Source organism: Promicromonospora iranensis (assembly GCF_028994775.1).
GTDB lineage: Bacteria > Actinomycetota > Actinomycetes > Actinomycetales > Cellulomonadaceae > Promicromonospora > Promicromonospora iranensis_A.
This window is the reverse complement of record NZ_JAJQMN010000004.1, coordinates 31,456-50,766: the sequence shown is the minus strand read 5'-3', so window position 1 is coordinate 50,766 and position 19,311 is coordinate 31,456. Positions and strand designations below refer to the sequence as shown.

At 71.8% G+C, this 19,311-nt stretch carries 16 protein-coding genes; 9 read left to right on the top strand and 7 right to left on the bottom strand.

All coding sequences use genetic code 11. From position 1 onward, the window contains the following. Positions 1 to 14 precede the first annotated feature (14 nt). Both LUU90_RS07850 and LUU90_RS07845 read left to right on the top strand, forming a co-directional pair. A complete protein-coding gene (locus LUU90_RS07850; protein ID WP_275002811.1) occupies positions 15 to 917 on the top strand; it encodes a hypothetical protein in 903 nt (300 codons plus the stop codon). Continuing rightward, entirely contained in the window at positions 914 to 1,330 is a 417-nt protein-coding gene (locus LUU90_RS07845) for a GntR family transcriptional regulator (protein ID WP_275002810.1), read from the top strand. The genes LUU90_RS07850 and LUU90_RS07845 overlap by 4 nt, the downstream gene beginning before the upstream one ends. Positions 1,331 to 1,384: 54 nt before the next feature. Here LUU90_RS07845 and LUU90_RS07840 read toward each other — a convergent pair whose 3' ends face one another. Next, positions 1,385 to 2,848, bottom strand: coding sequence for an alanine/glycine:cation symporter family protein (locus LUU90_RS07840; RefSeq protein ID WP_275002809.1), 1,464 nt, complete (start codon positions 2,846 to 2,848; stop codon positions 1,385 to 1,387). Positions 2,849 to 3,065: 217 nt separating this feature from the next. Between LUU90_RS07840 and LUU90_RS07835 the strand changes: the two genes are divergently transcribed. Both LUU90_RS07835 and LUU90_RS07830 read left to right on the top strand, forming a co-directional pair. Further along, positions 3,066 to 4,502: a basic amino acid/polyamine antiporter gene (locus LUU90_RS07835; protein ID WP_275002808.1), complete on the top strand. Its 1,437-nt coding sequence runs from the start codon at positions 3,066 to 3,068 to the stop codon at positions 4,500 to 4,502. Positions 4,503 to 4,515: 13 nt separating this feature from the next. Beyond that, positions 4,516 to 5,778 carry an arginine deiminase gene (locus tag LUU90_RS07830; RefSeq protein ID WP_275002807.1) on the top strand — a complete coding sequence of 421 codons (1,263 nt, stop codon included), beginning with the start codon at positions 4,516 to 4,518 and terminating at the stop codon, positions 5,776 to 5,778. Between the two features lie 7 nt (positions 5,779 to 5,785). Here LUU90_RS07830 and LUU90_RS07825 read toward each other — a convergent pair whose 3' ends face one another. Then, entirely contained in the window at positions 5,786 to 7,570 is a 1,785-nt protein-coding gene (locus tag LUU90_RS07825) for a glycoside hydrolase family 13 protein (RefSeq protein ID WP_275002806.1), read from the bottom strand. Between the two features lie 92 nt (positions 7,571 to 7,662). After that, positions 7,663 to 8,712: a LacI family DNA-binding transcriptional regulator gene (locus tag LUU90_RS07820; protein ID WP_275002805.1), complete on the bottom strand. Its 1,050-nt coding sequence runs from the start codon at positions 8,710 to 8,712 to the stop codon at positions 7,663 to 7,665. 160 nt (positions 8,713 to 8,872) lie between these two features. On the opposite strand from LUU90_RS07820, the gene LUU90_RS07815 reads away from it, so the two are divergent. Genes LUU90_RS07815 through LUU90_RS07805 form a run of 3 tightly spaced genes read left to right on the top strand, consistent with a single transcriptional unit; the run spans position 8,873 to position 12,578 of the window. Continuing rightward, positions 8,873 to 10,096 (top strand): sugar ABC transporter substrate-binding protein, encoded by a 1,224-nt coding sequence (locus LUU90_RS07815; protein WP_275002804.1) that lies wholly within the window; start codon positions 8,873 to 8,875, stop codon positions 10,094 to 10,096. After that, a complete protein-coding gene (locus LUU90_RS07810; RefSeq protein WP_275002803.1) occupies positions 10,096 to 11,664 on the top strand; it encodes an ABC transporter permease subunit in 1,569 nt (522 codons plus the stop codon). Before LUU90_RS07815 ends, LUU90_RS07810 begins: the two co-directional genes overlap by 1 nt. Beyond that, positions 11,664 to 12,578, top strand: coding sequence for a sugar ABC transporter permease (locus tag LUU90_RS07805; protein WP_275002802.1), 915 nt, complete (start codon positions 11,664 to 11,666; stop codon positions 12,576 to 12,578). Before LUU90_RS07810 ends, LUU90_RS07805 begins: the two co-directional genes overlap by 1 nt. Here the strand turns inward: LUU90_RS07805 and LUU90_RS07800 are convergent. From LUU90_RS07800 to LUU90_RS07790, 3 genes are all read right to left on the bottom strand, one after another. Then, positions 12,568 to 13,854 carry a deoxyguanosinetriphosphate triphosphohydrolase gene (locus LUU90_RS07800; protein WP_275002801.1) on the bottom strand — a complete coding sequence of 429 codons (1,287 nt, stop codon included), beginning with the start codon at positions 13,852 to 13,854 and terminating at the stop codon, positions 12,568 to 12,570. The two genes, LUU90_RS07805 and LUU90_RS07800, sit on opposite strands and share 11 nt — an antisense overlap. Positions 13,855 to 13,981: 127 nt before the next feature. Continuing rightward, a complete protein-coding gene (locus tag LUU90_RS07795; RefSeq protein WP_171104560.1) occupies positions 13,982 to 14,155 on the bottom strand; it encodes a DUF4236 domain-containing protein in 174 nt (57 codons plus the stop codon). A 149-nt stretch (positions 14,156 to 14,304) separates the two neighbouring features. Further along, positions 14,305 to 14,757: a VOC family protein gene (locus LUU90_RS07790; RefSeq protein ID WP_275002800.1), complete on the bottom strand. Its 453-nt coding sequence runs from the start codon at positions 14,755 to 14,757 to the stop codon at positions 14,305 to 14,307. Positions 14,758 to 14,800: 43 nt separating this feature from the next. On the opposite strand from LUU90_RS07790, the gene LUU90_RS07785 reads away from it, so the two are divergent. Both LUU90_RS07785 and dnaG read left to right on the top strand, forming a co-directional pair. Then, positions 14,801 to 15,694 (top strand): AraC family transcriptional regulator, encoded by an 894-nt coding sequence (locus tag LUU90_RS07785; RefSeq protein WP_275002799.1) that lies wholly within the window; start codon positions 14,801 to 14,803, stop codon positions 15,692 to 15,694. Positions 15,695 to 15,750: 56 nt separating this feature from the next. Continuing rightward, entirely contained in the window at positions 15,751 to 17,694 is a 1,944-nt protein-coding gene (gene dnaG / locus LUU90_RS07780; RefSeq protein WP_275002797.1) for a DNA primase, read from the top strand. A gap of 124 nt (positions 17,695 to 17,818) precedes the next feature. Here dnaG and LUU90_RS07775 read toward each other — a convergent pair whose 3' ends face one another. After that, positions 17,819 to 19,264, bottom strand: a complete 1,446-nt coding sequence (locus LUU90_RS07775) for an MDR family MFS transporter (RefSeq protein WP_275002796.1) — start codon at positions 19,262 to 19,264, stop codon at positions 17,819 to 17,821. Positions 19,265 to 19,311 lie beyond the last annotated feature (47 nt).

Sequence of the window (19,311 nt, the reverse complement as noted above, 5' to 3'; positions counted from 1 at the left end):
AGAATGGAGCGGCCATGCACGCGGTGGTACTCGTGATCGTTCTCGGCCTGCCGGCCCTGCTCATCACCCTGATCGTGCTGCTGGTCACGAACCAGGGCGGCCCGCCGCGCGACCACGAGGCGACGGTCGTCGCGGCCCGCCGCCACGAGACCCGCATCTCGGCGGCAGCGGCGGCGGCGAGCGTCTGCTCCGCGCTGGCGCTCGGCAACCCAGCCGTGGTGACCTGGGGTCCGCCCGGTGTGCTGCTCGGCGTGGCGCCGTTCGTCGCCGCCCTGACGTTCTGCCTGGCCCGCCTCAGCGGTGAGACGCGCTGGCCGCGCCCCACCGGTGAGGTGCGCAGCGCGCCCCTCGTGCGGCGGAGCGTGCGGGACCAGGGCGGTTGGCGGCTGCCGGTGTTCGTCGGCACCGCCGTGGGGCTCGCCGTCGCCCTCGTGGTCTTCGGGCTCACTGCTGCCGCCGACGGACGCAGCGTCGAACGTGTCGTCACGAGTGCCGGCGGCGTCGTCGTGGAGACGCACGCGGCCGGCCCCTACCCCGACTGGGAGCTCGGCGGCCCCGCGCTCGTGGCCCTGCTGCTCGTGGTCGGCGCGACGGTCCTGGCGCTGCGGGCGGTGACGCGGCGGCCTCCGATCGGGCTGCTGTCCCCGGAGCAGGACGACGCGATCCGGCGAACCTCCGCCGCGCGTGTGCTCGGCGGTGCGCAGGCGTGGGTGGGGCTGGGGGCAACCGGCTACCTGGCGTTCGCGGCCGGCGCGCTGCTCAGGGTCGACGAACTGGCCGGCGGCATCGCCTGCCTGCTCCTGGCCGTCGTGGCCTTCGTCGGCTCCCTGGTGGTCGCGACCACCGCGCTGACACCCCGGCGTGCGGGTGCCGCGGACGGCGTGCCGCGCACCGCCCCGGCAGAGCCCTCGGCATGACGGCGCTGCAGGTCGACCTGGCCTCGCCCGTCCCGGTCTACGAGCAGATCCGCAGCCAGGTCTCGGCCCTGGTCGCGGTGGGCGGTCTGCGTCCGGGGGACCGGCTGCCGGCCTCGCGGGACCTCGCGCGCGACCTGGGGATCGCCGTCGGCACGGTGCAGCGGGCTTACCGGGAGCTGGAGGCGAGCGGTGTGGTCACCAGCCGGCGTCGGGTGGGCACGGTGATCGCGGAGCCTCCGGCGGGCGCGGCCGGAACGGGCGAGGCTCTCGCTGACGCCGCCCGGCCGGCGTCGGACCCGAGCGGGTTGGTCGGCGAGGCTCGCGCGCTCGTGGCCCGGGCGCGTGCACAGGGGTTGAGCGACGAGGCGGTCCTGGCCCTGGTCCGAGGAGCACTGCTGCCGGAGTCGCGCTGAGATGACCGTGTACCTGCTGTCACGTGAGCGGCTCGTGTGGCAGCAGGCGCATGGTCATCGGGGCTGACGGGGGAGGCCGGTCACGGACTGCTCGTCCTGCCAGCACTGGACGCCGCTGATGTCGGGCAGCAGGTCGCGCGTGAACACCGGGTCGTGCCCGGCGCGTCGCTGCCGCGTGTAGTCGCGCAGCAGCCGGAAGGCGATGCCCGAGAGCAGCGCGATGGCCACGAGGTTCACCAGGGCCATCACGCCCATGATCCCGTCGGCGGTGTTCCAGATCAGCGATGAGTCCAGCACCGATCCGGCGAACACGGCCACCACCACGAGCGTGCGGTACCCGGCCAGGACGGCGGGTGAGCCGGTGATGAACTCGATGTTGGACTCGCCGTAGTAGTAGTTCCCGAGGATCGAGCTGAAGGCGAGCAGGAAGATGATCACCGCGAGCAGCCAGTTCGACCAGGCGCCGAGGTTGGCGACGAGCGCCGTCTGGGTGAGGGCGATGCCGGCGGTCGCGCCGCTGAGGTCGGGGCTGGAGACCAGGATGATGAACGCGGTGACCGAGCACACGAGGAACGTGTCGAAGTAGACGCCGAGGGTCTGCACGAGGCCCTGCTTCACGGGGTGCGTCACCGCGGCGCTGGCCCCCGCGTTCGGCGCCGATCCCAGCCCCGCCTCGTTGGAGAACATGCCGCGCTTGACGCCCTGCAGGATGACCGTGCCGACAGCGCCGCCGAAGACCTCCTGGGCGCCGAAGGCCTCGGTGAAGATCATGGCGAACACCTCGGGAACGCGCTGGACGTTCAGGGCGACGATCACGATCCCGGCCGCCAGGTAGAGCAGCGCCATCGTGGGTACCACCGCCTGGGTCACGTGAGCGATCCGCCGGATGCCGCCGAACACGACCAGACCGCACAGCACGGCCAGGACCACGGCGACCACCCAGACGACCGGGCTCGCGCCGTCGCCGGACGCCGTGCCCACCGCGGCGTCGAGCGTCGCGGCGATGGTGTTGGCCTGCAGGGACGAGAACGCGAACGGGAAGCAGACGATGAGGATGACGGCGAAGACGATGCCCATCCACCGGGCCTTCAGGCCGTGCTCCATGTAGTAGGCGGGGCCGCCGCGGAAGCCGTCGGCGTCGCGCACCTTGTAGAGCTGACCCAGGGTCGACTCGACGAACGACGACGCGCCGCCGACGAACGCCATGAGCCACATCCAGAAGACCGCCCCCGGCCCGCCGAGCGCGATCGCGGTGCCGACCCCCGCGATGTTGCCGACGCCGACCCGCGACGCCGCCGAGACCGTGAACGCCTGGAACGCCGACAGCGACTGCGGTTCGCCGTCCGCGTCCTTCGGGGTCTTGTCGGTCAGCGTGCGGAACATCTCCGGGATGAGCCGGAGCTGTACCGCCCTGCTGCGGATCGTGAACCACAGACCGAGCACCGCCACGACGGGAAGCACAGCGTTGGTCCAGAGGATGTCACCGGCGTCGAGGACCCAGGCGTCGAGCGTTTCCATCAGGACAGCATGCGGCCCCGGCCCGCCGTCTGCCTGGTCAGGGTGTTCCCCGGGCGGCATCCCGTGCTCCGGCGAGGGCGCCCGAGCCGGCCGCATCTTTTGCCGATCTCCTCCGGGCGTGTTTGTAATTGAACCTGCCGGAGCATCGAGGGGCGCGAGGCACCGGACGCGTGGACCGGGTGGCCGGGCCGCGCCCGACCGCTATGGGGGTCTCGCGATGCAGGCTGACGACCGCACGCAGGTACGCACGGCGAAGATCAGCGTCGCCACGCTCACCGCGATGGTGGTGGGCTCGATGGTGGGGGCCGGTGTCTTCTCGCTCCCGAGCCGGTTCGCCGGCGAGACCGGGGTGCTCGGCGCTCTCATCTCGTGGCTCATCGCGGGCAGCGGCATGCTCATGCTCGCCTTCGTGTTCCAGCGGCTCGCGATGCGCAAGCCCGACCTCGACTCCGGTGTCTACGCCTACGCGAAGGCCGGCTTCGGTGAGTACCTCGGCTTCTTCTCGGCCTTCGGGTACTGGGCCAGCGCGTGCGTCGGCAACGTCACCTACTGGATCCTCATCATGTCGACGGTGGGCGCGATCCTGCCCGTGCTCGGGGAGGGCGACACCCTCGTCGCGTTCGTCGTGTCGTCGGCATGCGTGTGGCTGTTCTACCTGCTGGTGCGCCGCGGGGTGAAGGAGGCCGCGGCCATCAACCGGATCGTCACGGTCGCCAAGGTCGTGCCGATCATCATGTTCGTGGTCATCGCGGTCTTCCTGCTGGACCCGCAGGTGCTCATGGACAACTTCGAGGGTTACGGCATCACCGGCCCGCTGTTCGACCAGGTGCGCGGCACCATGCTCGCCACGGTCTTCGTCTTCCTCGGGGTCGAGGGCGCCAGCGTCTACTCGCGGCACGCGCGCCGCCGCGAGGACGTCGGCCGCGCGACGGTGCTGGGCTTCCTCATGGTGCTCGCGATCTTCGCGTCGGTGACCATCGTGTCGTACGGCATCCTCCCGATGGAGGAGCTCGCCGAGCTACGCCAGCCGTCTATGGCGGGGGTGCTCGAGGCGGCGGTGGGCGGCTGGGGTGCGGCGTTCGTGAGCGTCGGCCTGATCGTGTCGGTGCTGGGCGCCTATCTGGCCTGGACCCTCATGGCGTCCGAGGTCCTGTTCGTCGCGGCCAAGGACCGGGACATGCCGCGGTTCCTCGCCCGGTCGGACGCGAACGACGTGCCGCGGGCGGCGCTCCTGCTGACGACGGTGCTCATCCAGGTGGTCCTGGTCGTCACGCTGCTGTCCGAGGACGCGTTCACGTTCGCGCTCGACCTGACCAGCGCGCTCTCGCTCATCCCCTTCCTGCTCGCCGGCGGCTACGCGCTCAAGCTGGCGCTCGGGCGCGGCGGGCCGGCGGCGGGCAGCCCCACGACGCGTGACCTCGTCATCGCGGCGCTCGCCGTGCTCTACACGCTGTTCCTGCTGTTCGCGGCCGGGATGACGTTCGTCCTGCTGTCGTTCGTGATCTACGCACCGGCCACGATCCTCTTCGCGATGACCCGCCGCGAGCAGGGCCGGCGAGTGTTCAGCAGGGGCGAGCTGGTGATCTTCGTCGTGTCGGTCATCGGCGCGGTGATCGGCGTCGTCGCCCTCGCCACGGGCGCGATCTCCATCTGAGGAAGGGACACCCATGACCATCCAGAGCAGCGACATGTCACTCCCCTCGGCGGCCTACGGGGTGCACTCCGAGGTGGGCCGCCTCCGCAAGGTGCTCGTCTGCCGGCCAGGGCTCGCCCACCGGCGGCTCACGCCCACCACCTCGGACGACCTGCTCTTCGACGACGTGCTCTGGGTGGACCGGGCCATCGAGCACCATGCCGGGTTCGTCGCGGACCTGCGGTCCCGGGGCGTCGAGGTCGTCGAGCTGCACGACGTCCTCGCGGAGACGGTGCGGGTGCCCGGGGCGCGGGACTGGCTGCTGGACCGGAAGATCGTCCCGGGCATCGTCGGGACCGGGCTCATCGACGCGACCCGCGAGTTCCTCGAGGGCCTGGTCCCCGAGCAGCTCGCCGAGTACCTGATCGGCGGGCTCGCGACGCACGACGTCCCGGACCTGCCGGAGGCGTACCGGTCCTTGGCGGAGTACACGGCGGACTCCCGCGAGTACCTCATGGCCCCGGTGCCCAACACGCTGTTCACGCGCGACACGACCTGCTGGCTCTACGGCGGGGTGACGCTCAACCCCCTGTACTGGCCGGCCAGGCACGACGAGACGCTGCTGATGAAGGCCGTCTACGAGTTCCACCCGGACTTCGTGGGGTCCACCGTCTGGTGGGGTGATCCGGAGACCGACCACCAGCGGGCGACGCTCGAGGGCGGCGACGTCATGCCCGTGGGCAACGGCACGGTGCTCGTCGGCATGAGCGAACGGACGTCGCGCCAGGCGATCACGCAGGTCGCGACGGCGCTGTTCGAGCGGGGCGCCGCCGAGCAGGTGATCGTCGCGGGCATGCCCAAGCTGCGCGCGGCCATGCACCTCGACACGGTCATGACGTTCGCCGACGTCGACACGGTCACCGTCTACCCGCGCATCGTGGGAGCCATCCACCCGTTCGTGCTGCGACCGGGCGGTGGCGGCGGCCTGTCGGTCACCGACGAGGGCAGCACGACGTTCCTGGAGGTCGTGGCGCGCGAGACGGGGCTCGGTTCGCTGCACGTCATCGAGACCGGCGGCGACGTCTACGAGTCGGAGCGGCAGCAGTGGGACAGCGGCAACAACGCCGTCGCGGTGGAGCCGGGCGTCGTGTTCACCTACGACCGGAACACCACGACGAACGACCTGCTGCGCAAGGCGGGCATCGAGGTGATCGAGATCAACGGCGCGGAGCTGGGCCGCGGACGCGGTGGCGGACACTGCATGACGTGCCCGATCATCCGCGACCCAGCTACCTGACGGCTCGTCAGGCGTGGAGCCAGACCGTCATGTCCGACGGGAGGGCGACGGCGCCCGACGACGTGTCGAGGTCACCCGAGGCCACCAGCACCTCCGCCTCGGCGGGCAGCGTGAGCGGCGCCGCGCCGAGGTTGCTGACCACGACGACACCGGCCACCCGGAAGGCGACGACGTCGGGGGAGTCCGACAGCGCGTCGACCCAGGCGAGGGCGCCCGCACCGAGCTGCTCGCTCCGGCGCAGCTCGAGCGCCGTCCGGTACATCTCGTAGGTCGAACCCTTGACGCCGTACTGCCGGTCGGCGGCGAGGTCGGCGTAGACGCCGGGCTGCGGCAGCCACGTCTTGCCGGTGGGGCCGAACCCGTTGCCCGGCGCCCCGCCGACCCAGGGCAGCGGCACGCGGCAGCCGTCCCGGCCGGGCTCGGCGCCGTCGGTCCGGAAGAAGGACGGGTCCTGGCGGACCTCGGCGGGCAGCGCCGTGTGGTCCGGCAGGCCGAGCTCCTCGCCCTGGTACAGGTACGCCGAGCCCGGCAGGGCCAGCATGAGCAGCGTCGCGGCCCGGGCGCGGCGCAGGCCGAGCTCGGCGTCGGGCTGCGGGTCCGTCGCGGCGATGCCGTTGAGCTGACGGCCGCCGATCTCGGCGAGGCCGAAGCGTGAGGCATGCCGCACGACGTCGTGGTTCGACAGCACCCAGGTCGTCGGGGCGCTGACGGCGTCCATGGTGTCCAGCGACACGTCGACGACCGTGCGCAGCTTCGCCGCGTCCCACGGAGCGGTGAGGAACGAGAAGTTGAACGCCTGGTGCATCTCGTCGGGCCGCACGTAGCGGGCCAGGCGGCTCAGCGGCTCCACCCAGGCCTCGGCGACCAGGCAGCGGTCACCCGGGTACTCGGCCAGGACGCGGTGCCAGGAGCGGTAGATCTCGTGCACGCCGTCCTGGTCGAACATCGGCCCGGCGTGGCCGGCGCCCGTCGAGCCGTCCTCGGGGTCGCTCGGGTCGGAGACCTGTTCGTGGCCGTCCTCGACGGTGCCCTCGACCATGGACACGTGGCCGTCCCAGTCGGGCAGGCCGGGGGCCTTGACCATGCCGTGCGCGACGTCGACGCGGAAGCCGTCGACGCCCCGGTCCAGCCAGAACCGCAGCACGTCCTCGAACTCCGCGCGGACCTCGGGGTTCTCCCAGTTCAGGTCGGGCTGCGAGGAATCGAACAGGTGCAGGTACCACTGGGGTCCCAGGGGGCCGTCGTCCGCACGCGGCGCCAGCCGCGTCCAGGCCGGGCCGCCGAAGATCGACTGCCAGTTGTTCGGCGGCTCGTCGCCGGCCGGGCCGCGACCCTCGCGGAACATGTAGCGCTCGCGGGCGTCCGAGCCGGGGGCCGCGGCCAGCGCCTCCTGGAACCAGACGTGCTGGTCGGAGGAGTGGTTCGGCACCAGGTCGACGATGATCTTCAGGCCGCGCTCGTGCGCGCCGGCGAGCATCTCGTCGAAGTCCTCGAGGGTGCCGAAGAGCGGGTCGATGTCGCGGTAGTCGGCGACGTCGTAGCCCGCGTCCTTCTGGGGGGAGCGGTAGAACGGGCTCAGCCAGACGGCGTCGACCCCCAGCTGCCGCAGGTGGTCCAGCTTGGCGGTGACGCCCGGCAGGTCGCCGATCCCGTCGCCGTTACCGTCCGCGAACGAGCGCGGGTAGACCTGGTAGATCACCGCGTCGCGCCACCACTCGCCGCTGGCCGCGGGGGTGTGGACGGGTGCTCCGGCGCTGAGGTCGTCGGTGGTGAGCGGGGCAGTACGTGTCACGTGTCGCGTCCTCGTGGTCGGGGGTATGTCGGATGTAACGCTTGCTGCAAGCGTACGGGAGTTGTCCCGCCCCCTGTGCCGGATGTGACCCGTCAGACGCGAGACGCGGGTGCGGCACCGGTCGAGCCCCGCACCACCAGCTCGGGGGTGAACAGCAGCTCCGAGCGGGGTGCGCGCTCGCCGTGGATCTCGGTGAGCAGGGCGCTGACGGCGGCATGCGCCATGTCGGCGACGGGCTGGCGCACCGTCGTCAGCGGCGGGTCGGTGAAGGCGACCAGCGGCGAGTCGTCGTAGCCGACCACGCTCACGTCGTCCGGCACGGACAGGCCACGCGAGTGGGCGGCACGGATGGCGCCGAGCGCCATCAGGTCGGATCCGCAGACGACGGCGGTGTGGCCGGCGTCGAACAGGTCGCCCGCCGCTGCCTGGCCGCCCTCCAGCGTGTAGAGGGTGAGAGCCACGTGCTCCCGCGCCTCCTGCTCGGTGGCCGCGAGGCCGTGCCGCACGAGCTGGGCGGCGAACGCCTCGATCTTGCGCTTGGCCGGCACGAACCGGTCGGGGCCGATCGCCATGCCGATGCGGCGGTGGCCCAGGGTCACCAGGTGCCGGACCGACAGCTCGACGCTGGCGGCGTCGTCGGGGGAGACGAACGGCGCGTCGATGCCCGCGGCGTAGCCGTTGATCAGCACGATCGGCAGGCCGCGCCCGCGCAGCCGCTGGTAGCGCTCGGTCGACGCGCGGGTGTCGGCGTGCTTGCCGGACACGAAGACGATGCCGTCGACCGCGTGGTCGATGAGGGTCTCGACGTACTCGTCCTCCGTGGTGCCGCCCGGCGACTGGGTGCACAGCAACGGCGTGTAACCGCGTGAGGCGAGCTGCGACTCGATGGCCTGCGCGAAGGCGGGGAACACCGGGTTCGACAGCTCGGGGACCACGAGACCGATGAGCCCGGCGGGCCGTGCCCGGAGCGCGGACGGGCGTTCGTAGCCGAGCACGTCGAGGGCGGCGAGCACCGCCTGACGCGTCTCGCCGGCGACGCCGGGCTTGCCGTTGAGCACGCGCGACACGGTCGCGGTGGAGACCCCTGCCTGTTCAGCGAGGTCGGTCAGTCTGGTGCGCACGCCTGGCAGCCTAAGTGACATGCGACTCCTTCGTCGTGAGTGATCGCCGCAGGTGCGGGGAACCGCGTTGCAAGCGTTGTTGAAACTTTATCGCAATGGCTTGCAAGATTGCCGGGCGCGGCCTTACGGTTCGTGGCATCGAACCAGGCCCGACGTCGGGCCGCGAACACCGGGAGTGACGATGCGACGGAGCATCCTGACCGCCGCCGCGCTGACCGCGACGCTGGCGCTGGCCGCCTGCGCGGGCGGCGCTGACCAACCAGCCGGCGAGGAGACCACGGCTGCGCCGGACGGGACGGGCGCCACCCTGACCGTCTGGGTGGACGAGACCCGCCAGGCCGCCGTGGAGGAGGCGGCTGCCGGCTTCGAGGAGTCGACGGGCGCTGAGGTGGAGGTGGTCCTGAAGAACTTCGAGGACATCCGCCCCGACTTCCTGGCCCAGGTGCCCACGGGCAAGGGTCCGGACATCACCGTCGGCGCGCACGACTGGCTGGGCGAGCTCACGTCCAACGGCGTGGTGGCACCGATCGAGCTGGGTGACACCGCCGCCGCGTTCGAGCCGGTGTCCGTCACGGCGTTCACGCAGGACGACCAGGTCTACGGCCTGCCCTACGCGGTCGAGAACATCGCGCTCATCCGCAACACCGAGCTCGCCCCCGAGGCCCCCGCCACGTGGGACGACGCCGTGGCCGCCGGCACGGACGCCGGGACGAAGTACCCGCTGCTGATCCAGACCTCGACCGAGGGCGACCCCTACACCTACTACCCGCTGCAGACGTCCTTCGGCGCCCCGGTGTTCGAGCAGAACGAGGACGGCACCTACGCCCCGGAGCTCGCGCTCGGCGGCGAGGGCGGCACGAAGTTCGCGGAGTGGCTGGCCGAGCAGGGCGAGGCCGGAGTGCTGAGCACCGACGTCACCTACGACATCGCGGTGGCGGCCTTCGCCAAGGGCGAGTCGCCGTACATCGTCGGCGGCCCCTGGATGCTCGAGCAGTTCGCCGACCTCGACCTTGCGATCGACCCGATCCCGAGCGCCGGCGGCGAGCCCGCCCAGCCGTTCGTGGGCGTGGCCGGCTTCTACGTGAGCGCACAGAGCGAGAACGCGCTGCTCGCCAACGACTTCCTGGTGAACCACATGGCGACCCCGGAGGCGCAGCTCGCGCTCTACGAGGCGGGCGACCGCCCGCCGGCCCTGATCGAGGCCGCCGACACCGCGTCGGAGGACCCGATCACCGCCGGTTTCCGTGAGGTGGGCGCCGAGGCCGTCCCGATGCCGTCACTGCCCGAGATGGGCGCCGTGTGGGCGTACTGGGGCGTCACCGAGGCCGCGATCATCTCCGGCAAGACCGACCCGGCCAAGGGTTGGGACAAGATGGTCGCCGACATCCAGGGCGAGATCGGCTGATGTCGTTGCCTGCGACCCGGGGCTCCGGCCGGACCGGCTGGAGCCCCGGGTTTCTCGTCAAGCTCGCCCTGATCGCGCTGGTCGACGCCCTTGGCGTCTACGCCGTCCTGGCCGCGTGGAGCGCCGAGTCGTGGGGCCTCCTGGCCGCCATGGTGGCGCTGCTGCTCGTGGCGAACTGGGCCTACTTCTCCAAGCGCGCGCTGCCGCTGAAGTACATCCTGCCGGGCCTCGCGTTCCTGCTCGTCTACCAGGTGTACGTGGTGGCCTACACGGGCTACGTCGCGTTCACCAACTACGGCGACGGGCACAACTCCACCAAGGAGCAGGCGATCGAGGCCCTCCTGGTGCAGAACGAGCGTCGGGTGGAGAACTCGCCGTCGTCGCCCCTGACCGTGGTCGCCCAGGGCGACACGCTCGGCTTCGCCATCGTCTCGCCCGAGGGTGTGGTCGAGGCGGGCACCGCCGACGAACCGCTCGCGGTGGTGGACGGTGCCACCGTGGAGGCCGACCGGGTCACCGCACTGCCCGGGTACGAGGTGCTGGAGTACGCGGCGGTCCTGGAGCGGCAGCAGGAGGTCACCGACCTGCGGGTGGCTGTCTCCGAGGACCCGAACGACGGCTCGATCCGCACCCAGGACGCCCGCACCGGCTACGTCTTCACGTCCACGCTGACGTACGACGCGGCGTCCGACACCATGACGGACACCACGACCGGGGCGACCTACACGCCGAACGACGACGGCCAGTTCGAGGCCGCGGACGGCAGCACCCTGCCCGTCGGCTGGCGTGTGCTGGTGGGGCTGGACAACTTCGTGACCGCCTTCGGCGACGACCGGTACGCGGGGCCGTTCGGCAAGATCCTGCTCTGGACGTTCGCCTTCGCGGTGATCTCGGTGGCGTCCACGTTCCTGCTCGGCCTGTTCCTGGCCATCGCGTTCAACGACGCGCGCCTGCGCGGCCGGCGGATCTACCGCACGCTGGTGATCCTGCCGTACGCGATCCCGGGGTTCCTCGCGGCCCTGCTGTGGTCGGGCCTGCTCAACCGGTCGTACGGGTTCGTGAACCAGGTGCTGTTCGGCGGCGCGGAGATCCCGTGGCTCACCGACCCGCTGCTGGCCAAGCTGGCCGTGCTCGGTGTGAACCTCTGGCTCGGCTTCCCCTACATGTTCCTGATCTGCACGGGCGCCCTGCAGTCGCTCCCGGGCGACGTGCTGGAGGCCGCGAAGATCGACGGCGCCGGCCGGTGGCGTACCTGGCGCTCCATCACGCTGCCGCTGCTGCTGGTCGCGACGGCGCCGCTGCTGATCTCCAGCTTCGCCTTCAACTTCAACAACTTCACGCTGATCTACATGCTCACCGGCGGAGGACCCCGGTTCGACGACGCCTCGGTGCCGCTCGGGCACACCGACATCCTGATCTCGATGGTCTACTCGGTCTCCGGGCTCGACGGGACCGCGGCCAAGGACTACGGCCTGGCCAGCGCCCTGTCGATCGTCATCTTCCTGGTGGTCGCCACCATCTCCGCCGTGGCGTTCCGACGTACCCGCTCCCTCGAGGAGATCGCCTGATGAGCACGACGATTCCCCCGGCCCGTCCGGCGGCTCCGCCCCGCCGGACCGCCCTTCCTCGCCGCGTGACCCCCGCCCGGTGGTTCTCCGACCTCGGCTGGCGGCACCTGGTCGGCGTGCTCGCGGTCGTCTACGCGGGCTTCCCGCTGGTGTACGTCGTGTCGGCCTCCCTGGCCGACGCCGGCACGCTCACCGGCTCCAACGAGCTCTTCGCCTCGGTCTCCGGCGCCAACTACGTGGCCCTCGGCGATACGAAGTTCTGGACCTGGATGGGCAACACCCTCGTGGTGGCGGTCGCGACCGGCGTGGGGACGGTGCTCATGGGGGCCGCGGCGGCCTACGCGTTCTCGCGGTTCCGGTTCAGCGGACGCCGGGTGGGGCTCACCGCGCTGCTCGTCATCCAGATGTTCCCGCAGATGCTCGCGTTCGTGGCGATCTTCCTGCTGTGCATCTCGCTCGGCAACGTCGTGCCGGTGCTGGGGCTCGACTCCAAGCTGTCGCTGATCTGCGTGTACCTGGGCGGCGCGCTCGGGGTCAACACGTTCCTCATGTACGGGTTCTTCAACACCGTGCCGCGCGAGATCGACGAGGCCGCGAAGATCGACGGCGCCTCGCACGCGCAGATCTACTGGACCATCGTGCTGCGCCTGACCGCGCCCATCCTGGCGGTGGTGGGGCTGCTGAGCTTCATCGCGACGTTCGGCGAGTTCATCATCGCGCGCGTCCTGCTGCAGTCGGAGGAGAACTGGACGATCGCCGTCGGCCTCTACGGCTGGGTGTCGTCGCTGCAGGAGGCCAACTGGGGCCTGTTCACCGCGGGCGCCGTGCTCTCCGCGCTGCCGGTGCTCGCGCTGTTCCTGTTCCTGCAGAAGTACATCGTGGGCGGCCTGACGGCGGGGTCGGTCAAGGGCTGACCAGTCGGCCGTGCAGCGCCAGCGCCGACAGGTCCGTCAGGGACGCGACCTGGTCGACCACGACGCGCAGGCGGGCGGCGTCGTCGGGCGCTGCCCGCCAGTCCGCGGCGAACGGCGTCTCCAGCTCGTCGGGGGCACGGTCGGCGAGCACGTGCACCAGCTCGGCCAGGATCTCCCGCTCCCGCAGGTAGCGGGGCTCCTGGCCGCGCGGCGCCATGACGTAGGTGACGGCGATGCCCTTGAGCGCGAGGATCTCGTGCTCGGTCTCGGCCGGGACCACGAGCCGGGCGGCGTACCGCGTGAGCGGGCCCTCGCCGTACACGGCCCGCGTGGCCGCGATCGCCGCGCCGATGAACCGGCCGATGAGCTGGCTGGTCATGTCCTTGAGCGAGGCCAGGGAGCGGCGCGACCCGTCGTAGGCGCGCACCAGGTGGCCCTCGCCGCGCAGGTAGTCCTGCAGCCGTCCGATGGCGGCGTCGATGGCGTCCTCGGTGTACCACTCGCCGTACCAGGCGCGCACGTACTCGGCGACCCGCTGCCGCTCCCCGGCGTCCGCCATGAGGTCGAGGTCGATCCGGCCCGCGACCACGCCGTCCTCGACGTCGTGCACCGAGTAGCTGATGTCGTCGGCGAGGTCCATGACCTGGGCCTCGAGGCACTTCACGCCGTCCGGCGCGTCCTGGCGGAGCCACTCGAAGACCGGCAGGTCGTCGGTGTAGACGCCGAACTTGCGGCTGGCGGTGCCGTCGGGGCGGGCCGGCCCGGCGCCGTACGCCCAGGGGTACTTGACGCTCGCGTCGAGGCTGGCGCGGGTCAGGTTGAGGCCGGCGGGGGTGCCGTCGTCGGCGAGCACCTTGGGCTCGAGCCGGGTCAGGAGGCGCAGGGTCTGGGCGTTGCCCTCGAAGCCGCCGATCGGCTGCGCGATCTCGGCCAGCGCCGTCTCGCCGTTGTGGCCGAACGGCGGGTGCCCGAGATCGTGGGTGAGGCAGGCGGTGTCCACCACGTCGGGGTCGCAGCCCAGCGACCGGCCCATGCCGCGGCCGACCTGCGCCACCTCGAGGGAGTGGGTCAGGCGCGTGCGCACGAAGTCGTCGTGGCCCGCGCCGAGCACCTGGGTCTTGGCCCCGAGGCGCCGCAGCGCGGAGGAGTGGACCACACGCCCGCGGTCACGTTCGAACGGGGTCCGGGCCTGCGACTTGGGCGGTTCGGTCACCCAGCGCTCGACGTCCTGCGCGCTGTACGACGGCGGGATGCTCTTCCCGAGGGCTTGCTCCACGCGGCCACTCTAGTCAGCGGGACGGACATCCCCGGAATCCGGCCTCGTTGCCGTCTGCCGAGCGAGCTCGGGCCGCCGGTCAGGCGTGCGGAGGCAGGTGCTCGGACCTGCCTCCGCCGGGGCAGCCCTACTTGTTGTTGCTGTACCAGCTCAGGCCGCCGGGCAGGTTGATCGAGTGCTTCTTGGTGCGCGAGTTCCAGGTCCAGGGACCGATCTTGAAGCTCATGGACGACAACCCCTTCTGGGTGATGTTGAACTTGAGCGGGCCGAGCGACAGCCTCTTGCGATATCGGATTCCCATGATTCCTGACTTTCCTCCTCGGGTCGGGGCAAAGCGTACCGAACTGCGCCACCCCGGCAAACCTCCTTCGCCCCTCGTTGAGTGCTGGATATCTGTGGGTCCCGCGGGCGAGATCGCACAGATAGCCAGCACTCAACAGGGCGGGAGGGTCAGGCGCGGTCCGCTACCCAGGCGTCGCTGGCGTGCTGGATGTCGGACGGGGTCACCGAGTCCGCCACCGTGACGAAGTACCAGCGGTGGCCGAAGGGGCAGCGGACCGCCGCCTGCCGGAAGCCCTCGAACCAGTCGGCCGGCTCGGCGAGGCTGGTCGCGCCGGCGCTGATCGCGCGGGCGTACGCGGCGTCCGTGTCCTCGACCGGGACGGTGAAGCTCGCGTGCGTCGGCTCGCCGGGCTCGGGCGCCACGGAGTCCGGCGGGAACGCGGCGGCGACGGTGAACGTCGACTCGCCGGCGGCCGACCGCAGGATCAGGTCCGAGTGGATCACGGCGTCACCGGCAGTGATCACGTCGAGCGTCTCGGCGCCGAGCGCCGCCTCGTAGAAGTCGATGGCCGCGCGGGCGTCGCGCACGGAGATGTTGGGGTGCAGGGCTGAGTTCTTCATGTGCCCGATGCTTCCGCGGCCCGGTTGTGCCAGTCTTGGAAATATGCGACAGGTGTTCGACGGCGATCGCGCGGCCCCGCAGCGCGCGGTCACGCATGCGCTCGACTCCGGGCCCACGCTCGGCATCGTGAACCCCGCGCGTGCGCGGGACCGCTTCATGCTCGCGCGGGTCGAACCCGACCCTGGCCTGGCCGACCTGGTCCATTGGCACTGGGTGATCACCTGGGACCTCCCGCCCGGCACCGCGTTCACGCAGACCGTCATGCCGCACCCCGTGGGGCACGTCGTCGCGGAGGAGACCGGGATCCTCGGCTACGCCATGCCCGCCGACCTCTTCGAGCGCACGCTCGCCGGGTCCGGCGCCGTGGTCGGCACCAAGCTGCGCCCGGGTGGTTACCGGGCGCTGCTCGGACTCACCCACCCGGGCGAGCGGGGCACCGTCGAGCCGGCGGACTTCCTCGGCCCGACGGCGGCACGCACCGGCGCCGAGGCGCGTGACCAGGCGATGGCAGGCCGACCGGACGACGCCGTCCGGACCGTCACCCCGCTGCTCGACGCCGCCGCCGAACGGGCTCGGACGCCCCGCGCCACGGCCGCGCTCGCCGCCCTCCGCGAGGCGTTCGCGGTGATCGCCGACGCCGTGCCCGGCACGACCGTCGCGACGCTCGCCGCCCGGCTCGGCACCACGCCGCGCTCGCTGCAGCGCCTGTTCGCGGACTGGGTGGGGGTCAGTCCCAAGTGGGTGCTGCAGCGGCACCGGGTGCACCTCGCCGCCGAGATGCTGGGCCGCGATCCGGGGCTGGAGCTCGCGGGCCTCGCGGCCGCCGTCGGCTACTACGACCAGGCGCACTTCACGGGAGACTTCGTGCGCGCCGTGGGTGTCGCACCGGGCGAGTACGCCCGGCGCTGTGCTGCGGCGCTCGGGGCCACGGACTGACCCGAGCGTGTGGACGGCGGCGTCGTGGCCCGGCGCGCGAGCATAGACTTCGAGGCGTGGCCGGGCTGATCAGACGCGAGGATGTGGACCAGGTCCGCGAACGCGCGCGGATCGACGAGATCGTCTCGGCGCACGTGACCCTCAAGCCCGCCGGGGTGGGCGCGCTGGTGGGTCTGTGCCCCTTCCACGACGAGCGCAGCCCCAGCTTCAACGTGCGTCCGAGCGTCGGCCGCTACCACTGCTTCGGCTGTGGTGAGGGCGGCGACGTCATCGAGTTCGTCATGAAGATGGACGGGCTGAGCTTCACCGAGGCCATCGAGTACCTCGCGGGCAAGACCGGCGTGCAGCTGCGGTACGAGGAGGGCGGCTCCGCCCGTCCGCGCGAGGAGCCGGGCAAGCGGCAGCGCCTGCTGGAGGCCAACCGGGTGGCCGCGGAGTTCTACGCCGAGCAGCTCATGGGGCCGGACGCCGCGGCCGCGCGGGCGTTCCTCGCCGAGCGCAGCTTCGACCGGTCGGACGCCGAGCACTTCGGCGTCGGGTTCGCGCCCAAGGGCTGGGACGCGCTCCAGCGGCACCTGCAGGGCCGGGGTTTCACGCAGCCCGAGCTGGTCGCCAGCGGGCTGATGTCGCAGGGGCAGCGCGGCATCTACGACCGGTTCCGCGGCCGGGTCATGTGGCCCATCCGGGACGTGACCGGTGCGGTGATCGGCTTCGGCGCGCGCCGCCTGTTCGAGGACGACCAGGGGCCGAAGTACCTCAACACCCCCGAGACCAGCCTCTACAAGAAGTCCCACGTGCTGTACGGGATCGACCTCGCCAAGCGGGAGATCGCCAAGGGCAAGCGCGTGGTGGTGGTCGAGGGCTACACGGACGTCATGGCCGCGCACCTCTCCGGTGTGACGACGGCGGTGGCGACCTGCGGTACCGCGTTCGGTGCCGACCACGCCAAGGTGGTGCGCCGCCTGCTCGGCGACACGACGGCGGGCGGCGGCCTGCAGCTCAAGTCCGGCACGTCGCTGGGCGGCGAGATCATCTTCACCTTCGACGGCGATGCGGCCGGTCAGAAGGCGGCGGTGCGCGCCTACGGCGAGGACCAGCGGTTCTTCGCGCAGACGTTCGTGGCCGTCGAGCCCAGCGGTATGGACCCGTGCGACCTGCGCATGGTGGGCGGCCCGGAGGCCGTGCGGGCGCTGGTGGACGGCCGGGTGCCGCTGTTCCAGTTCGTGGTGCGCAGCAAGCTGGACGAGTTCGACCTGAACACGGCAGAGGGCCGGGTCGGTGCCCTGCGGGCCGCCGCACCGATCATCGCCGGGATCCGTGACACGGCGCTGCGGCCCGAGTACGCGCGCCTGCTGGCGGGCTGGATCGGTACGGACGAGCGCGCGGTCGCCCGGGAGATCCAGCGCGCGGCGAGCACGCCGTCGCTGCGCGAGGCGCCGCCGACGGCTCCGGGGGGCGACAGCGGGCCGGGCGGCTCCGCCGAGCGTCCGGCGACGGGCGGCGTGCCGCAGCTGCCGGCCCCCGACCCCCGCGACCCCGTTGCCCGTGACGAGCGGCTCGCGCTCGTGGCCGTGCTGCAGTACCCGCAGCACGTGCCGGAGGTGTTCGACACCCTGGGCGAGGACGCGTTCGCGGTGCCTGCCTGGCGGGCCGTGCACTCCGCGATCCGGGCGGCCGGGGGAGCGGCGGCGGGACGCGACGTGTCGGCGGCCCAGTGGGTGGCGGCCGTGCTGGAGCAGGCTCCCGAGACCGTGGCGGGCGTCGTCACGCAGCTCTCGGTGGCGTCCCTTCCGGAGGACCGGGAGGCGGCCATCGCGGCGTTCGTCGAGGGTGTGGTGCGCCGCGTCGTCGACCTCGGTCTCACGCGGCGTGTCGCCGACGCGCGGAGCCGGCTGCAGCGGCTGGACCCGGCCGACACGGAGACCTACCAGGCGGCGTTCGCCGAGCTGCTGGCGATCGAGGCCGAACGCCGCACCCTCCGCGAGAGCGCGAACGCGTAGCTGCCGCACGGTAGCTGCCGCGCGCCAGCTACGAGGCGGCGCGATGGTCGGCAGTAGGTCAGGTGGTCGGTATTCCGGACTACCGACCACCTGACCTTCTACCGACCACCCGAGCTCTTGCCGGTCACGGTGTGGGCTGGGCGTCCCTCGGGTTGTCGCGGGGGAGCAGGAGCACGGTCACGGCCATCACCGCCGCGCAGGCGACGACGCACCAGAAGACCAGGTGCATCGCGTGCGCCAGGCCGGGTCCCTCCGGCGTGCCGTCCGGACCGACGGTGGTCACGGCGTTCACCACGGCGCCGAGCGCGGCCACGCCGACGGCCTGGCCGATCGACCGGGCGAACATGTTGGTGGCCGTCACCGCGCCGCGCTCGTTCCAGCCGACGCTGTGCTGCGCGGCCAGCAGCGTGGGAACGGCGACGAGGCCCATGCCCAGCCCGATCACGAACACCGCCGCGGAGATGTGCCACACCTCCGAACCCGTGCCGAGGCCGAGCGTCAGCAGGGAACCGATCAGCACGATCGCCGAGCCGATGACGGCGGTCCAGCGGAACCCGATGGACAGATAGATCCGGCCCGACAGGGTGGCGGCCAGCGGCCATCCGACCAGGAGCGCGGCCAGCGCGAAACCGGCCACCAGCGGTCCGACGCCGAGCACGCCCTGCGCGTAGATCGGCACGTACGTGGACAGTCCCAGCGTGATGACGCCGATGGTGAGACCGGCCGCCGTCGACGCGCTGACCACCCGGCGGCGCAGCAGCGCCAGGTCGAAGATCGGGTGCGCGCTCCGGTGGGAGACCACGGCGAACCCAGCGAGCAGCACCGCCGAGGCGACGAACATCCCCACCGACTCGAGCGAGGCCCAGGCCCATGCGTGCCCGCCCTCGAGCAGGCCCAGCACCAGGGCGGTGCTGCCGGCGGTCAGCAGGGTGGCGCCCAGGTAGTCGATGGGCTCACGCTCGCCCTCGCGCTCCTTCTCGTGGAACCGGCGCCAGAGCACGACGGCCGCGACGGTGGCGATCGGCACGTTGACCCAGAAGATCCAGCGCCAGCTCACGAACTGGCTGAAGACGCCGCCCAGGGTGGGCCCGAGCACCGACGAGGCGGCCCAGACGCTCGCGAGGTAGCCCTGGATCTTGGCGCGCTCGGCGAGCGTGTAGATGTCGCCGGCGATGGTCATGGACATCGGCATGATCGCGCCCGCGCCCAGGCCCTGCAGCACGCGGAACCAGATGAGGGCGGGCATGCTCCAGGCGACGGCGCACAGCACCGAGCCGACCAGGAAGAAACCGATCCCGACCATCATCACGCGCTTGCGCCCGAACACGTCGGCCAGCCGCCCGTACAGCGGCACGGTGACCGCCTGCGCCAGTGTGTACGCGGAGAACAGCCACGGGACCTGCTCGAACGCGCCCAGCTCGCGCGCGACGGTGGTCGACGCCGTGGCCAGGATCGTGACGTCGAGGGCGACCAGCGCCGTCGAGAGCATCAGCGCGGCGAGGATCGGGCCGCGGTCACCGCGAAGACCCAGCCGCGCCTCCGTGGCCGCGCCCGCGGGCTGCGCGCTCATGTCAGTGGCTTTCGAGTGTGCTGCACGACACATACAAAGTTGCCCGG

Excerpts from the sequence above, each read along its gene's own strand:
- LUU90_RS07850 (WP_275002811.1), top strand. The coding sequence starts at position 15 with ATGCACGCGGTGGTACTCGTGATCGTTCTCGGCCTGCCGGCCCTGCTC.
- LUU90_RS07845 (WP_275002810.1), top strand. The coding sequence starts at position 914 with ATGACGGCGCTGCAGGTCGACCTGGCCTCGCCCGTCCCGGTCTACGAG.
- LUU90_RS07840 (WP_275002809.1), bottom strand. The coding sequence starts at position 2,848 with ATGGAAACGCTCGACGCCTGGGTCCTCGACGCCGGTGACATCCTCTGG.
- LUU90_RS07835 (WP_275002808.1), top strand. The coding sequence starts at position 3,066 with ATGCAGGCTGACGACCGCACGCAGGTACGCACGGCGAAGATCAGCGTC.
- LUU90_RS07830 (WP_275002807.1), top strand. The coding sequence starts at position 4,516 with ATGACCATCCAGAGCAGCGACATGTCACTCCCCTCGGCGGCCTACGGG.
- LUU90_RS07820 (WP_275002805.1), bottom strand. The coding sequence starts at position 8,712 with ATGTCACTTAGGCTGCCAGGCGTGCGCACCAGACTGACCGACCTCGCT.
- LUU90_RS07815 (WP_275002804.1), top strand. The coding sequence starts at position 8,873 with ATGCGACGGAGCATCCTGACCGCCGCCGCGCTGACCGCGACGCTGGCG.
- LUU90_RS07810 (WP_275002803.1), top strand. The coding sequence starts at position 10,096 with ATGTCGTTGCCTGCGACCCGGGGCTCCGGCCGGACCGGCTGGAGCCCC.
- LUU90_RS07805 (WP_275002802.1), top strand. The coding sequence starts at position 11,664 with ATGAGCACGACGATTCCCCCGGCCCGTCCGGCGGCTCCGCCCCGCCGG.
- LUU90_RS07795 (WP_171104560.1), bottom strand. The coding sequence starts at position 14,155 with ATGGGAATCCGATATCGCAAGAGGCTGTCGCTCGGCCCGCTCAAGTTC.
- LUU90_RS07790 (WP_275002800.1), bottom strand. The coding sequence starts at position 14,757 with ATGAAGAACTCAGCCCTGCACCCCAACATCTCCGTGCGCGACGCCCGC.
- LUU90_RS07785 (WP_275002799.1), top strand. The coding sequence starts at position 14,801 with ATGCGACAGGTGTTCGACGGCGATCGCGCGGCCCCGCAGCGCGCGGTC.
- LUU90_RS07775 (WP_275002796.1), bottom strand. The coding sequence starts at position 19,264 with ATGAGCGCGCAGCCCGCGGGCGCGGCCACGGAGGCGCGGCTGGGTCTT.